Genomic DNA, 15,607 nt, shown 5'->3' on the forward strand with positions numbered 1-15,607 from the left:
TGTTCACGCCGCCTGAAGTGGCCGCCCTGCCACCGTACGGTCACTGGAAGGCCTTCACGTTCTTCGCCGTGACGACCTTCACCGGCACCTTCACCAGGGACGGCACCTTCTTGTCGTCGGCCACGGCCACCGCGTTGCGCACCGCGATCCGGCCCAGCTCCTTGGGCTGCTGCGCCACCGACGCGTACAGGGTGCCGTCCGCGACCGCCGTCAGACCGTCCGGCGTGCCGTCGAAGCCGACCACCGACACCGACTTCCCCGCCTTGCCACCGAGCGCCTTCACCGCGCCGAGCGCCATCTCGTCGTTCTCGGCGAACACGCCGTCGACGCCCGCGTGCGACTGGAGCAGGTTCGTCATCACGTCCAGGCCCTTGGTGCGGTCGAAGTCCGCGGGCTGCTTCGCCACCACCTTGATGCCGGGGAAGGCCTTGATGCCCTCGGCGAAGCCCTGGCCCCGCTCACGGCTCGCGGACGTGCCCGCCGTGCCCTGGAGGACCACCACCTCGCCCTTGCCGCCCAGCTTGTCGGCGAGGGCCTTCGCGGCCTGCCTGCCGCCCGCCACGTTGTCGGAGGCGACGAGCGTGGCGACGTCCGCCTTGTTCACGCCCCGGTCCGCGGCCACCACCGGGATCCCGGCCTTGTTCGCGGCGCGCGCCGCCGGGCCCACCGCGTCGGAGTCGACCGGGTTCACGATGACGGCCTTCATGCTGCCGCTGGTGAAGTTCTGCAGCTGGTTGGCCTGCTGGGAGGCGTCGTTCTGCGCGTCCGTGACCGTCAGGTCCACACCCGCCTTCGCCGCCTCGGCCTGCGCGCCCTCCTTCATCTGGACGAAGAAGGGGTTGTTCAGGGTCGACAGGGACAGGCCGACCTTCGTGGACGTACCCGAAGAGCCGTGGTTCCACAGGGACACCGCCGCGATGACGGCCGCCGCGACCACCGCCGCCAGCGTGTACTTCACCGCCTGCGGACCCTTGCGCCCGGCCCCCGAGGACGTACTGCCCGCAGGCGTGCCCGCCGCCGTCGACGTACGCCTGCGCAGCGAGTCCAGGAGCACGGCGAGCGCGATCACCACGCCGATGACGACCTGCTGCCAGAACGCCGACACCGAAAGGAGGTTGAGGCCGTTGCGGAGCACCGCCAGGATCAGGGCGCCGATCAGCGTGCCCGAGGCCTTGCCGACGCCGCCCGCGAGGCTCGCCCCGCCGATGACGACCGCGGCGATCGCGTCCAGCTCGTAGCCCTGCGCGGCCTGCGGCTGCGCGGACACCAGCCGGGAGGCGAGCACGATGCCCGCGACCGCCGCGAACAGACCGGACAGCGCGTAGATCGCGATCTTCTGCCGCTTGACCCGCAGGCCCGACAGGCGCGCCGCCTCCTCGTTGCCGCCGATCGCGTACATGGAGCGGCCCAGATACGTACGCGCCAGGATCAGCGCGGTGACCAGGCCCATCGCGACCATCACGAGCACCGGCACCGGCAGCCAGCCGCCGAGCGTGTCACCGACCTTGGACACGGACTCCGGGAACGCGATCGGGCTGCCCTGCGAGATCACCAGGGACAGGCCGCGGCCGATCGACAGCATCGCGAGCGTCGCGATGAACGGCGGCAGCTTCCCGTACGAGACGAGCAGGCCGTTGACGACACCGCAGGCCAGGCCCGTGGCGACCGCCAGGACCAGGGCGATCCAGACGGGCACGCCCTCCTTCGTCGCCGCCCAGGCGAGGACGGTCGCCGAGAGCGCCGCCACCGAGCCGACCGACAGGTCGATGCCCGCCGCGACGATGACGAACGTGACGCCGAACGCGAGGATCGCCGTCACGGCCGCCTGCACGCCGACGTTGAGCAGGTTCTGCGTGGTGAGGAAGTCGCCGGAGAGCAGCGACATCGCCACCACCAGGACCACCAGGGCGCTCAGCGCGCCGTTGTCGAGCAGCACGCGGCGCAGGTCGAGGCCGCCGCCCGCGCCGGTCGCGCCGGGCTTGTCCGGACGCAGGTCAGTGGTCGCCACGGGAGGCTCCCTTCTCGTCGTTGTCGTCCCCCGCGGGGGCGCTGTCGTGCCGCTCGGCGGCGGCCCGGTCAAGGGCGGTGGCGGTGCTGACGGCCAGGGCCATCACGGCGTCCTGCGTGGCTTCCCCGGCGGCGAGTTCGCCCGCCAGGCGGCCCTGGGCCATCACCAGGACCCGGTCGCTCATGCCGAGCACCTCGGGCAGGTCGCTGGAGATCATCAGGACGGCGTGCCCGGCCGCCGTGAGCTCGTTGATCAGCTGGTAGATCTCGACCTTCGCGCCGACGTCGATGCCGCGCGTCGGCTCGTCGAGGATCAGCACCCGCGCCTTCGCGAGCAGCCACTTGCCGATGACGACCTTCTGCTGGTTGCCGCCGGACAGGGTGCGCACGTGCTGGTGCAGGCCCGCCATGCGCACGCCGAGCTGCCCGGCGATCCGCTCGGCCGCCGCGCGCTGCCCGGCGCGGTCCACGAGCCCGGCCCTGGTCGCCGAACGCAGCGTCACCAGGCCGAGGTTGTCCGCCACGGAGGCGTCGAGGACCAGGCCCTGGCCCTTGCGGTCCTCGGGCACGAGGCCGATGCCCGCGGTCATCGCCGCGTACACGTCGTGCCGGGGGACCGGGCGGCCCGCGACCTCCACCGAGCCCGCGTCGTACGGATCGGCGCCGAAGACGGCCCGCGCGACCTCCGTGCGGCCCGCGCCGACCAGGCCCGCGACGCCCACGACCTCGCCCGCGCGCACCTCGAAGTCCACGCCGTGGAAGACGCCGCCGCGGGTCAGACCGCGCACCCGCAGCAACGGCGCGTCCTCCTCGGCGACGTCGGGGCGCTCCCTGGGGTACTGCTGCTCGATGGAGCGGCCCACCATCAGGCGCACCAGCTCGTCCTCGGGGGTGCTCGCGGGCACCTGGCCGACGCTGCGGCCGTCGCGGATGACGCTCACGCGGTCCCCGAGCGCGGCGATCTCCTCCAGGTGGTGCGTGATGAAGACGACGCCGACGCCGTCCGCGCGCAGCGCCCGTACGAGGGAGAAGAGCGTCTCGACCTCCCCGGAGGTGAGCACGGCGGTCGGCTCGTCCATGATGAGCACGCGCGCGTTCAGGCTGAGCGCCTTGGCGATCTCCACCATCTGCAGCCGGGCGATGCCCAGTTCGCGGCAGCGGGCGCGCGGGGACACGTCGACGCCCACGCGCGCGAGGAGCCCGGCCGCGTCGGCCTCCATCCTCTTGCGGTCGATCAGGCCGAAGCGGCGCGGCTGGCGGCCCAGGAAGATGTTCTCGGCGACCGTCAGATCGGGGACGAGGTTGAACTCCTGGTAGATGGTGGCGATCCCGAGCCGCTCGGCGTCCTGCGCGCCGTGCACGCGGACCTCATCGCCGCCCACCAGGATGCGCCCGGCATCGGGCTGGTGGGCGCCCGACAGCATCTTGATCAGCGTGCTCTTGCCCGCGCCGTTCTCGCCGAGCAGCACGTGCACCTCGCCCGCGCGCAGGTCGAAGTCGACGCCGTCGAGCGCCACGACGCCGGGGAAGGCCTTGCGGATGCCCTCGACGCGCAGCAGCTCACCGTCGTGGCTCACGGGGTGCTCCTTCCAGCAGGGGATTCCTCAGTGGGGGCTCCGGGGGCTCCGGGGGCTTCGGGCGCGGCGGGCTCGCCGCACGAGCGCCGGACGACCAGGCGCGCGGGCAGCGTCACGGACCGCGGCACGCGCCCCTCGATGCGATCGGCGAGCGCCCGTACGGCGGCCCGGCCGAGCTCGCCCGTCGGCTGCGCGATCGCCGTGATCGGCGGGTCGGTGTGCACGAACCACGGGATGTCGTCGAACGCGGCGAGCGCGATGTCGTGCGGCACGCGCAGGCCCCGGGCGCGGATGGCGTCGAGCGCGCCGAGCGCCATCAGGTTGTCCGCGGCGAAGACCACGTCGGGCGGTGTCGGCAGGTCCAGGAACCGCTCGGTGGCGCGGCGCCCGCTCGCCGCCTGGAAGTCGCCCTGGCCGACGTACGCGGCGGGCAGGTCGAGGCCGTACTCCGCGAGCGCCTCGCGGAAGGCCTCGACGCGCTCGCTGCCGGTGGTCGTGGCGGCGGGGCCCGCGATGATGGCGAGCCTGCGGTGGCCGAGCGCGTACAGATGGGCCACCAGGTCGCGCACCGCGGCGCGCCCGTCGGAGCGGACGACGGGCACGTCCGCGCCCGCGATCCACCGGTCCACGAACACCATCGGGGTGCCCGCGCGCGCGGCGTCCAGGACCAGCGGGGAGCCGCCGTCGGCGGGGGAGACGAGGAGGCCGTCGATGCGGCGGTCCAGGAGGGTGCGGATGTGGTGGTCCTGGACCTCGGGCCGCTCGTCGGCGTTGCCGAAGATGATGCTGTAGCCGAGCGCGCGGGCCTCCTCCTCGACGGAGCGGGCCAGCTCGGTGAAGTACGGGTTCAGGACGTCGCTGATGACGAGCCCGAGCGTGCGCGTCTGGTCGGTGCGAAGCGACCGGGCCAGGGTGTTGGGCCGGTAGCCGAGTGCCGCCACGGCGTCGAGCACGCGGGCGCGGGCGGCCGGGCTGACGGACGCGTGCCCGTTCAGGACCCGGGACACCGTTGCCACGGAGACTCCCGCCCGGGCCGCGACGTCTTTGATGCCGACGCTTGCCACTGCCGATGCCACCTCCTCGTAGAATCGATTACACGAGGGAGTGAAAACGATTACACGATGGCTGACAACCCCTTGACGGCTGGCCGAAACCAGATCGTGACCCAGGCCACGCGGGCCCCGTGGGCGGGGATCGCCGGACGCGTTGTCGGTGCCCGGCGGTAGCGTCGGATCATGTCGACTGCTGCCCGGCAGGGTTCGCCCGGTGTCCCCGCACCCCGCACGGCCGTCCTGGAGGGCGTCCTGGAGCGGATCACGTTCGCCAGCGAGGAGACGGGGTACACGGTCGCGCGCGTGGACACCGGCCGCGGCGCCGGGGACCTGCTCACGGTCGTCGGGTCGCTGCTCGGCGCGCAGGTCGGCGAGTCGCTGCGGATGGAGGGCCGCTGGGGCTCCCACCCGCAGTACGGCAAGCAGTTCACCGTGGAGAACTACACGACGGTGCTGCCCGCCACGATCCAGGGCATCCGCCGCTATCTCGGCTCCGGCCTCATCAAGGGCATCGGCCCCGTCATGGCCGACCGGATCACGACCCACTTCGGCGTGGACACCCTGGACGTCATCGAGCACGAGCCCGGGCGGCTCGTCGAGGTGCCGGGCCTCGGCCCCAAGCGCACCAAGAAGATCGCCGAGGCCTGGGAGGAGCAGAAGGCCATCAAGGAGGTGATGGTCTTCCTCCAGGGCGTCGGCGTCTCCAACTCCATCGCCGTACGGATCTACAAGAAGTACGGCGACGCCTCCATCTCCGTGGTCAAGAACCAGCCGTACCGCCTGGCCGCCGACGTCTGGGGCATCGGCTTCCTCACCGCCGACCGCATCGCCCAGTCCGTCGGCATCCCGCACGACAGCCCCGACCGCGTCAAGGCCGGCCTCCAGTACGCCCTGTCGCAATCCACCGACCAGGGGAACTGCTTCCTGCCCGAGGAGCGCCTCATCGCCGACGCGGTCAAGCTCCTCCAGGTCGACACGGGCCTGGTCATCGACTGCCTCGCCGAGCTCGCGGGCGAGGAGGAGGGCGTGGTGCGCGAGTCCGTGCCGGGCCCCGACGGCGGCCCTGACGTCACGGCCGTCTATCTGGTGCCCTTCCACCGCGCCGAACTGTCCCTGTCCGCCCAGCTGTTGCGCCTCCTGCGCGCGGACGGCGACCGGATGCCCGGCTTCCAGGACGTGGCCTGGGACAAGGCGCTCGGCTGGCTGGCGGGGCGCACCGGCGCCGAGCTCGCGCCCGAGCAGGAGGCGGCCGTCCGGCTCGCCCTCACCCGGAAGGTCGCCGTGCTCACCGGCGGGCCCGGCTGCGGCAAGTCCTTCACCGTGCGCTCCGTCGTGGAGCTGGCCCGCGCCAAGAAGGCCAAGGTGCTGCTCGCCGCGCCCACGGGCCGCGCCGCCAAGCGCCTGGCCGAGCTCACCGGCGCCGAGGCCTCCACGGTCCACCGCCTGCTCGAACTGAAGCCGGGCGGCGACGCCGCGTACGACCGGGACCGGCCCCTGGACGCCGACCTGGTGGTGGTGGACGAGGCGTCCATGCTGGACCTGCTCCTCGCCAACAAGCTGGTGAAGGCCGTCCCGCCCGGCGCGCACCTGCTGTTCGTCGGCGACGTCGACCAGCTGCCGAGCGTCGGCGCGGGCGAGGTCCTGCGGGACCTCCTGAGCGAGGGCAGCCCGATCCCCGCCGTGCGCCTGACCCGCATCTTCCGGCAGGCCCAGGAGTCGGGCGTGGTCACCAACGCCCACCGGATCAACTCCGGGCAGCCGCCGCTGACCCAGGGCCTCGCGGACTTCTTCCTCTTCGTGGAGGAGGACACGGAGGAGGCCGGGCGCCTCACCGTCGACGTCGCGGCCCGCCGCGTCCCGGCGAAGTTCGGGCTCGACCCGCGCAGGGACGTCCAGGTCCTGGCCCCCATGCACCGCGGCCCCGCGGGCGCCGGCACGCTGAACGGCCTGCTCCAGCAGGCCATCACCCCCGGCCGCCCCGGCCTGGCCGAGAAGCGCTTCGGCGGCCGCGTCTTCCGCGTGGGGGACAAGGTCACCCAGATCAGGAACAACTACGAAAAGGGGAGCAACGGCGTCTTCAACGGCACGGTGGGCGTCGTCACCGCCCTGGACCAGGACGAGCAGCACCTGACGGTCCTGACCGACGAGGACGAGGAGATCTCCTACGACTTCGACGAACTCGACGAACTCGCCCACGCGTACGCGGTGACGATCCACCGCTCCCAGGGGAGTGAGTACCCAGCGGTGGTGATCCCGGTCACCACCGGCGCCTGGATGATGCTTCAGCGGAATCTGCTCTATACGGCCGTGACACGCGCCAAGAAGCTGGTCGTACTCGTCGGTTCGCGCAAGGCTCTGGGGCAGGCCGTACGCACGGTCTCCGCGGGCAGGCGCTGCACGGCCCTGGACCACCGGCTCGCGGGCCGCCACACGGCTTGACGTCAACGCCCCCACGCGGTTGATCGATCATTTGAGTCGTAAAGGTCACACACCACTTTCGGAACGGGGACGAAGGGGGCAGGATGACCAGGTTGGCGGCACTGAGTGCCGCTAGTAGGCCCAATGGTCGACCCCGAGTGCACTCTCCAGGGCCAAATGGGGGATGGTAGAGACAGTCAGGGCACCTCGAAGAAGAGGCACAACGTCGGTGAGGGATGACGTGAGCGAGAACGCTAACAAGGCTGTAGTACTGCGGTACGGCGATGGCGAGTACACCTACCCGGTGATCGAGTCCACCGTCGGCGACAAGGGCTTCGACATCGGCAAGCTCCGCGCCCAGACCGGTCTGGTGACCCTGGACAGCGGCTACGGCAACACCGCCGCCTATAAGTCCGCCATCACCTACCTCGACGGCGAGCAGGGCATCCTGCGGTACCGCGGCTACCCGATCGAGCAGCTGGCCGAGCGCTCCACCTTCCTCGAGGTGGCGTACCTGCTGATCAACGGCGAGCTGCCGAAGGTCGACGAGCTGGCCACGTTCAAGAACGAGATCACCCAGCACACCCTGCTGCACGAGGACGTCAAGCGCTTCTTCGACGGCTTCCCGCGCGACGCCCACCCGATGGCGATGCTGTCCTCCGTGGTCAGCGCCCTGTCCACGTTCTACCAGGACAGCCACAACCCGTTCGACGAGAAGCAGCGTCACCTCTCCACGATCCGGCTGCTCGCCAAGCTGCCGACGATCGCGGCGTACGCGTACAAGAAGTCGATCGGCCACCCCTTCGTCTACCCGCGCAACGACCTCGGGTACGTCGAGAACTTCCTGCGCATGACCTTCTCGGTCCCCGCCCAGGAGTACGAGCTCGACCCGGTCGTCGTCTCGGCCCTCGACAAGCTGCTCATCCTGCACGCGGACCACGAGCAGAACTGTTCGACGTCGACGGTCCGCCTGGTCGGCTCGTCGCAGGCGAACATGTTCGCCTCGATCTCCGCGGGCATCTCCGCGCTGTGGGGCCCGCTGCACGGCGGCGCCAACCAGTCGGTCCTGGAGATGCTGGAGGGCATCCAGGCCAACGGCGGCGACGTCGACTCCTTCATCAGCAAGGTGAAGAACAAGGAGGACGGCGTCCGCCTGATGGGCTTCGGCCACCGGGTGTACAAGTCCTTCGACCCGCGCGCCAAGATCATCAAGGCGGCGGCGCACGATGTCCTCTCGGCCCTCGGCAAGTCCGACGAGCTGCTCGACATCGCGCTCAAGCTGGAGGAGCACGCGCTCTCCGACGACTACTTCGTCTCGCGCAACCTCTACCCGAACGTGGACTTCTACACCGGTCTGATCTACCGGGCCATGGGCTTCCCGACCGAGATGTTCACGGTCCTGTTCGCGCTCGGCCGCCTTCCGGGCTGGATCGCGCAGTGGCACGAGATGATCAAGGAGCCCGGGTCGCGCATCGGGCGTCCCCGCCAGATCTACACCGGCGAGGTCATCCGCGACTTCGTCCCGGTGGAGTCCCGGTAGCACCGGCTGCTCCACCCCGTCCACAGCCCGCCGCCCTGTCGCGGCGGGCTGTCGCATGTCCTCGCATGTCCCTCTGCTGCGGCGATTCCTCCCACCCGCCCACCCGTTCCACCCCGGCGACCTTGCCGGGACCGCCCAGCCCGTCCGGCGTTTGAGGACGAGCGCGTCAGCGCGGTGCTTTGAGCCGGGCCGGGGGCCGGGGGAGCGGGACCGATGGAGCCCGTCCGGCGTTTGAGGACAAGCGCGCCAGCGCGGGCTGTTGAACCGGTTCAAGGCGCCCACGCCAGCAAAAGGCGCCCACGCCAGCGAAAGGCGAAAAACGCCCCGCCGTCGATCCCCCCACGGGTCGACGGACGGGGCGCTTTCCTTGCCCCGGTGCGGATTCCCCCCACGGGATCCGGCCGGGAGTCTGAGGTGCTGCCCGAGTCTGGGTGCGGTACTGCGATCTGCCGGGACGCGTACGGATTCGGGAGGGCCGCTCAAAGCTCCCCGGTGCACGTGCCCCGGCCAACGCTCCCCTGGCTCTCAAGGAGCCGGGGGTACCCCCTTCGGCGACATCCCCCAAGATGTCCCCGAACACCGGAGGGATCCCCCAAGATCCCTCTGGTGTCGCCCTCTTAGACTCACGAGCCCCCTCGATGGTTACGTTCGGATCGTTGTGATCTGCGTCTCTTGCATATGTCCTGTGTGCACACAAGAGGACCCATATGTGGATTCCCCTGCCCACGTGAGGGTCCCGCGAAGACAGTGTGAAGGATCGCGAGTCTATGTGAAAGACCGCAAGCGGAGGCTGTTCGTCACTACGAAGACCGAGGAACAGGCCATGGCCGCTCCGGCGATCATCGGATTGAGCAGCCCGGCGGCGGCGAGCGGCAGCGCGGCGACGTTGTAGCCGAAGGCCCAGAAGAGGTTGGACTTGATGGTGGCGAGGGTCCTGCGGGACAGCCGGATGGCGTCCGCGGCGGCTCTCAAGTCGCCGCGGACGAGAGTGAGATCACTCGCCTCGATCGCGGCGTCCGTGCCGGTGCCCATGGCCAGGCCCAGGTCCGCCGTGGCGAGCGCGGCGGCGTCGTTCACGCCGTCGCCGACCATGGCGACGACCCGCCCCTCGGCGCGCAGCCGCCGCACCACGTCCGCCTTGTCCTCGGGCAGCACGTCCGCGTACACCGTCCCGATGTCCACGGCCCGCGCGACCGAGTCCGCCACGTCCTGGTGGTCACCGGTCAACAGGACCGGGGTGAGTCCGAGTTGCCGCAGCTCGCGCACCGCTTCGGCGCTGGTGTCCTTGACGGTGTCGGCGACCGCGAGCAGCCCGCGCGCGACGCCGTCCCAGGCGACGAGCACGACGGTGCGGCCCGCCGCCTCGGCCCGCGCCCGGGCGTCGGCCAGCGCGTCCAGGCCCGTGACCCCGGCCCCGGCGAGCAGCCGCGCGCTGCCGACGAGGACCGCGTGCCCGTCCACGGTGCCGCGCACCCCGGCCCCGGGCGCGTTCTCGAACCGCTCGGGCACCGGCAGGTCTGCCGTGTCGAGCCCCGACCGCCGTGCGGCGCCCGCCGCCACGGCCCGGGCCACGGGGTGCTCGGATGCGTGCTCCAGGGCGCCCGCGAGCCGCAGCAGCTCCTTCTCGTCGGTGCCCTCGGCCGCGTACACCTCCTGAAGGGTCATCTTGCCGGTGGTGACGGTGCCGGTCTTGTCGAGGACGATGGTGTCGACGCGGCGGGTGGACTCCAGGACTTCGGGGCCCTTGATGAGGATGCCGAGCTGGGCGCCGCGCCCGGTGCCGACCATGAGAGCCGTGGGAGTGGCGAGGCCGAGGGCGCACGGGCAGGCGATGATCAGTACGGCAACGGCGGCCGTGAACGCGGCGGTCAGACCCACGCCGTTGCCGAGCCAGAAGCCCAGGGTGGCGACGGCGAGGGCGATGACGACGGGTACGAAGACCCCGGAGATGCGGTCGGCCAGGCGCTGCGCGGCGGCCTTGCCGTTCTGCGCGTCCTCGACGAGCTTGGCCATCCGGGCCAGCTGGGTGTCCGCGCCGACGCGGCTCGCCTCGACGACCAGCCGGCCGCCGACGTTCACGGTGGCCCCGGTCACCGCGTCCCCGGTGGTGACGTCCACGGGCACGGACTCGCCGGTGAGCATGGAGGCGTCCACGGCGGAGACGCCCTCGACGACGCGCCCGTCGGTGGCGATCTTCTCGCCGGGCCGCACCAGGAACCGGTCCCCGACCTTCAACTCGCTGACTAGAACGTTCTTTTCAGTCCCGTTGCGAAGGACGGTCACGTCCTTGGCGCCGAGCTCCATCAGCGCGCGCAGCGCCGCGCCCGCCTTGCGCTTGGAGCGCGCCTCCAGATAGCGGCCGAGCAGGATGAACGTGACGACGCCCGCGGCGACTTCGAGGTAGATCGCCGAGGACCCGTCGCTGCGCGTCACCGTCAGGTCGAAGCCGTGCCGCATGCCGGGCTCCCCGGCCGAGCCGAGGAACAGGGCCCACAGCGACCAGCCGAAGGCGGCGAGCGTGCCGAGGGACACGAGCGTGTCCATGGTGGCCGCGCCGTGCCGGGCGTTCAGGAGCGCGGCCCGGTGGAAGGGCAGCCCGCCCCACACCACGACCGGCGCCGCGAGCGTGAGGGACAGCCACTGCCAGTACGTGAACTGGAGCGCGGGGACCATCGCGAGCACGACGACCGGCAGCGCGAGGGCGGCGGAGACCAGCAGCCGCCGCAGCAGCTGGTCGGCCTCCGTGAGGTCGGCGGTGGTGGGGCGCCCGGCGGGGTCCACCGGCGCGTCAGGGCCGTGGGGCTCCGGCGGCACGATCTCGCGCGCCGAGTAGCCGAGCTTCTCGACGGTGGCGAGGAGGTCGGCGACCTCGACCCCGTCGGCGTAGCTGACCTTGGCCTTCTCCGTGGCGAGGTTGACCGAGGCGGTCACGCCCTCCATGCGGTTCAGCTTCTTCTCGATGCGTGCCGAGCACGAGGCGCAGGTCATGCCGCCGACGGCGAGTTCGACCTCGGAGGTGTTCATGACGGCTCTTTCGCGGCGTGGGGGTGTGCGGTGCGAAAAGGGCTCAGGGCCCCGCGCCGTGGTGGCGCGGGGCCCGGGGCCGGGGGAGGGGGGATCAGGCGGTCGCGCCGGTCAGCTCGTAACCGGCCTCGTCGACCGCGGCGCGGACGGCCTCCTCGTCGAGGGGGGCCGCGGAGACCACGGTCACCTTGCCGGTGGCGGCGACCGCCTGGACCGAGCTGACGCCCGCGATCTCGGAGATCTCGCTGTTGACCGCGGACTCGCAGTGGCCGCAGGTCATTCCCTTCACGTCGTACACGGTGGTGACGGCGCCGGGCTGCGAGGTCTGGGCGTTGGCGGTCATGTCGTTCTCCTCAGTGAAACGTGTGTGACGTGCGGGTTGTCGGAACGTCGACGTCGCGAGGGGCTCCGGTAGCTCCAGGGAACCTCCCGACGTGCTTCACACTATACCCCTAGGGGGTATTTTCCAAGAGGGGCTGGGGTGACGGGGCGGGACGGGGGTCACTCGCCCTTGCGCGCGCGGTTGCCGGGCCGCGACGCGACCCAGGCGCGGATGGTGTCGGCGTACCAGAAGGGCTTGCCGCCCTCCACGTGGTCGGGCTCCGGCAGCAGTCCGTGCTTGCGGTAGGAGCGCACGGTGTCCGGCTGGACGCGGATGTGCGCGGCGATGTCTTTGTACGACCAGAGCCTGCGGTCGGTCATCAGTGGCTCCTCCCTGTGCGCACCCAGGGCGACCGGAACGGCCGACGGGGGAGCTGGGCGCGGCACTGGTGTCACTCAGCCTGTGCCCCGTGAACGACGGAGAGTGACTGTGGGGGAGTGCTTGTCGACTGGCTGTGACGGGAAACCCGCGTACGTGTCACATGTGTGACGGGAGCGCAGTGTTTGTCACCTACGTGACGCGCTTGACTGGCGCGGGCGCCCGGCGTGTTGGGGGCGCGTTCACCCGTCGAAGGAGTAAGGGGGCGGCCGTGGCCGAAGGGCGCCCGGACACACCCGAGGGGAGGCCGCGCGGTCGCGGCCTCCCCTCGGGCGTCAGGAGCGCGGGGGCCTCACGCCCCGCAGGAGCGCAGGAAGGCGCGGGTGCGGCGGGCGATGGGCAGCGGCTTGTCCGGCGCGCACGGGTACATGTCCTGCTCGACGATGGCGAACAGGTCCACGCCCAGCTTCTCGGCCGCCGCGAGGACCGGTTCGAGCGCGGGCACCCCGGCGGGCGGCTCGCACATCACGCCGCGCGCGACGGCGGGCCCGAACGGCACGTCCTGCGCCCGCACTTCGGCCAGGACCGCCGGGTCCACCTGCTTGAGGTGGAGGTACCCGACGCGCTCGCCGTACGTCTCGATGAGCTTGACGCTGTCGCCGCCGCAGTACGCGTAGTGGCCGGTGTCCAGGCACAGCGAGACGAGGGCGGGGTCCGTGGCGTCGAGGAAACGGGCGACGTTCTCCTCGGTGTCGATGTGGGTGTCCGCGTGCGGGTGGACGACGATGTCCAGGCCGTAGCGCTCGCGCACCTCGTGGCCGAGCCGCTCGGTCTGCGAGGCCAACTGGCGCCACTGCTCCGGCGTCAGCGTCGCGTTCTCCAGGACCTCGCCGGTCTTGTCGTCGCGCCAGAAGGACGGGATGACCACGAGGTGCCGCGCGCCCATCGCCTGCGTGAGGCCGGCGATGGCGGACACGTGCTCCCACGTCTTGTCCCACACGTCCGGGCCGTGGTGCAGGCCGGTGAACACGGTGCCCGCCGAGACCTTCAGGCCCCGGCGCCGCGTCTCGTCGGCGAGCCGGGACGGGTCGGTCGGCAGATAGCCGTACGGGCCGAGCTCGATCCACTCGTACCCCGACGCGGCGACCTCGTCGAGGAAGCGGCTCCACGGCACCTGCTGGGGATCGTCGGGGAACCACACGCCCCAGGAGTCGGGGGCCGAACCGATCCGGATGCGGGTCAACCGGGAACCACGCGACAACTCTGTCTGCTGCGCCATGGCCGCAAGCCTCGCCGCCCGCCGAGAACAGTGTCAAGGAGTAGTCCGAATGTAAGGACAAAATGTTGACAGGGTTCCTGGGGCGGGATTAGACCTGAGGGAAGCCACCACGAAGGGATGTGCAGGGTGACCGATCCGCACCCGGATCCGCACGCCGACGCCGGCGCCGATCCGTACGACGTCATCACGATGGGCCGGATCGGCGTCGACCTGTACCCCCTTCAGACCGGGGTGCCGTTGTCGCAGGTCACGACGTTCGGGAAGTTCCTCGGCGGCTCGGCGTCGAACGTGGCGGTCGCGGCGGCCCGGCTCGGGCGGCGCGTCGGCGTCGTCACGCGGACGGGACAGGACCCGTTCGGCGAGTATCTGCGCGGCCAGCTGCGCGCGTTCGGAGTCGACGAGCGGTGGGTCACCGAGGTGCCGGACCTGCCGACGCCGGTCACCTTCTGCGAGGTGTTCCCGCCCGACGACTTCCCGCTGTACTTCTACCGCCTTCCCAAGGCCCCCGACCTGGAGATCCGCGCGGACGAGCTCGACCTCGGCGCGATCGCCGCGGCGCGGATCTTCTGGGTCACCGGCACCGGCCTCAGCGAGGAGCCGAGCCGGGCGGCGACCCTGGCCGCGCTCGCCGCCCGCACCGGCGGGACCACCGTCTTCGACCTCGACTGGCGGCCCATGTTCTGGCGCGACCCCGAGGCGGCGCGCCCCCACTACGCCGCCGCGCTGCGGCACGCGACCGTCGCCGTCGGCAACGTGGACGAGGTGGAGATCGCCACCGGCGTGCGCGAGCCGCGCGCCGCCGCCGAGGCGCTGCTCGCGGCGGGGGTCGAGCTGGCCGTGGTCAAACAGGGCCCGAAGGGCGTGCTCGCGATGGACCGGGCGGGGGCGGTGGCGGAGGTGCCGCCGCTGCCGGTGTCGGTGGTGAACGGGCTCGGGGCGGGCGACGCGTTCGGCGGGGCGCTGTGCCACGGGCTGCTCGCCGGGTGGGAGCTCTCACGGGTGATCCGGTACGCCAACGCGGCCGGGGCCATCGTCGCTTCGCGCCTTGAGTGCTCCTCCGCGATGCCGTACGCGGCCGAGGTCGAGGCCGCGCTGGAAGCGGGGGCCGTGCGGTGAGCCGCTCCGGCACTTCCGTCGACGTCTCCGCGCTCGTGCGGACCCGGGCCCACCACCCCGAAGCCATCGCCGAAGCCGCCGCGCGGCGGGTACGGCGGCCGCTGGTCGGGGCCTCCGGGCGACTGATGATCATCGCGGCGGACCACCCGGCGCGGGGCGCGCTCGGCGTGGGCAAGGACCCGCTGGCCATGGCCGACCGGGCCGAGCTCCTGGAGCGGCTGTGCCTGGCGCTGTCGCGGCCCGGCGTCGACGGCGTGCTCGCGACCGCCGACATCCTCGACGACCTGCTGCTGCTCGGCGCGCTCGACGGCAAGGTCGTGATGGGCTCCATGAACCGGGGCGGGCTCGCGGGCGCCGCCTTCGAGCTGGACGACCGGTTCACCGGCCACCGCGCCGAGGACCTGGAGCGGCTCGGCTTCGACGCGGGCAAGCTGCTGCTGCGCGTGGACTACGAGGACCCCGGGTCGCTCGCCACGCTGTACTCCACCGCGCGCGCGGTCGACGCGATGGCGGAGCGTCAGCTTCCGGTGTTCGTCGAGCCGTTCCTGTGCCGCAGGTCGCCCGGCGGCCTGCGCAACGACCTGAGCGCCGAAGCGGTCACCCGGTCCATCGCCATCGCGTCGGGCCTCGGCGGCACCTCCGCGTACACCTGGCTGAAGGTCCCCGTGACCGAGAACCCGGACGACATGGCGCGCGTCATGGAGACCTCGACGCTGCCCGCCGTGCTGCTCGGGGGAGACATCGGCGGGGACACGGACACCGCGTTCGAGAAGTGGCGCGGAGCGCTCCAGTTGCCCACCGTGTACGGCCTGGTGGCCGGGCGGACGCTGCTGTACCCGCCGGACGGGGACGTGGCGGGCGCGGTCGACACCGCCGTCGGGCTGCTGTAGCCGT

11 protein-coding genes are annotated in these 15,607 nt (G+C 71.8%); 4 read left to right on the plus strand and 7 right to left on the minus strand.

Annotation, left to right across the window (positions count from 1 at the left end; translation table 11 throughout):
- Nucleotides 1-40 precede the first annotated feature (40 nt).
- Genes AC5WAM_RS26105 through AC5WAM_RS26115 form a run of 3 tightly spaced genes read right to left on the minus strand, consistent with a single transcriptional unit; the run spans nt 41 to nt 4,648 of the window.
- Nucleotides 41-2,008: an ABC transporter permease/substrate-binding protein gene (locus AC5WAM_RS26105; RefSeq protein WP_495518975.1), complete on the minus strand. Its 1,968-nt coding sequence runs from the start codon at nt 2,006-2,008 to the stop codon at nt 41-43.
- Nucleotides 1,995-3,584, minus strand: a complete 1,590-nt coding sequence (locus AC5WAM_RS26110) for a sugar ABC transporter ATP-binding protein (protein WP_495518976.1) — start codon at nt 3,582-3,584, stop codon at nt 1,995-1,997. Before AC5WAM_RS26110 ends, AC5WAM_RS26105 begins: the two co-directional genes overlap by 14 nt.
- Entirely contained in the window at nt 3,581-4,648 is a 1,068-nt protein-coding gene (locus AC5WAM_RS26115) for a LacI family DNA-binding transcriptional regulator (RefSeq protein ID WP_495518977.1), read from the minus strand. Before AC5WAM_RS26115 ends, AC5WAM_RS26110 begins: the two co-directional genes overlap by 4 nt.
- A 171-nt stretch (nt 4,649-4,819) precedes the next feature.
- Between AC5WAM_RS26115 and recD2 the strand changes: the two genes are divergently transcribed.
- A complete protein-coding gene (gene recD2 / locus AC5WAM_RS26120) occupies nt 4,820-7,075 on the plus strand; it encodes an SF1B family DNA helicase RecD2 (RefSeq protein ID WP_495518978.1) in 2,256 nt (751 codons plus the stop codon).
- Nucleotides 7,076-7,295: 220 nt separating this feature from the next.
- A complete protein-coding gene (locus AC5WAM_RS26125; RefSeq protein WP_495518979.1) occupies nt 7,296-8,594 on the plus strand; it encodes a citrate synthase in 1,299 nt (432 codons plus the stop codon).
- 765 nt (nt 8,595-9,359) lie between these two features.
- On the opposite strand, the gene AC5WAM_RS26130 is transcribed toward AC5WAM_RS26125, so the two are convergent.
- From AC5WAM_RS26130 to AC5WAM_RS26145, 4 genes are all read right to left on the minus strand, one after another.
- Complete coding sequence (locus AC5WAM_RS26130) at nt 9,360-11,618, minus strand: heavy metal translocating P-type ATPase (RefSeq protein WP_495518980.1); 2,259 nt, start codon at nt 11,616-11,618, stop codon at nt 9,360-9,362.
- A 94-nt stretch (nt 11,619-11,712) separates the two neighbouring features.
- The gene (locus tag AC5WAM_RS26135) at nt 11,713-11,961 is read right to left on the minus strand and encodes a heavy-metal-associated domain-containing protein (protein WP_366792670.1); all 249 of its coding nucleotides are present in this window, start codon (nt 11,959-11,961) and stop codon (nt 11,713-11,715) included.
- A gap of 158 nt (nt 11,962-12,119) precedes the next feature.
- A complete protein-coding gene (locus tag AC5WAM_RS26140) occupies nt 12,120-12,320 on the minus strand; it encodes a helix-turn-helix transcriptional regulator (RefSeq protein WP_030687661.1) in 201 nt (66 codons plus the stop codon).
- 350 nt (nt 12,321-12,670) lie between these two features.
- Nucleotides 12,671-13,597 carry a sugar phosphate isomerase/epimerase family protein gene (locus AC5WAM_RS26145; RefSeq protein WP_366792669.1) on the minus strand — a complete coding sequence of 309 codons (927 nt, stop codon included), beginning with the start codon at nt 13,595-13,597 and terminating at the stop codon, nt 12,671-12,673.
- Nucleotides 13,598-13,723: 126 nt separating this feature from the next.
- Between AC5WAM_RS26145 and iolC the strand changes: the two genes are divergently transcribed.
- Together iolC and AC5WAM_RS26155 are read left to right on the plus strand one after the other, a co-directional pair.
- Entirely contained in the window at nt 13,724-14,713 is a 990-nt protein-coding gene (iolC, locus tag AC5WAM_RS26150; protein ID WP_495518981.1) for a 5-dehydro-2-deoxygluconokinase, read from the plus strand.
- Entirely contained in the window at nt 14,710-15,603 is an 894-nt protein-coding gene (locus AC5WAM_RS26155) for a Cgl0159 family (beta/alpha)8-fold protein (RefSeq protein ID WP_366792667.1), read from the plus strand. The genes iolC and AC5WAM_RS26155 overlap by 4 nt, the downstream gene beginning before the upstream one ends.
- The last annotated feature ends 4 nt before the right edge of the window (nt 15,604-15,607 follow it).

This window comes from Streptomyces sp. JLYT201 (assembly GCF_059448825.1).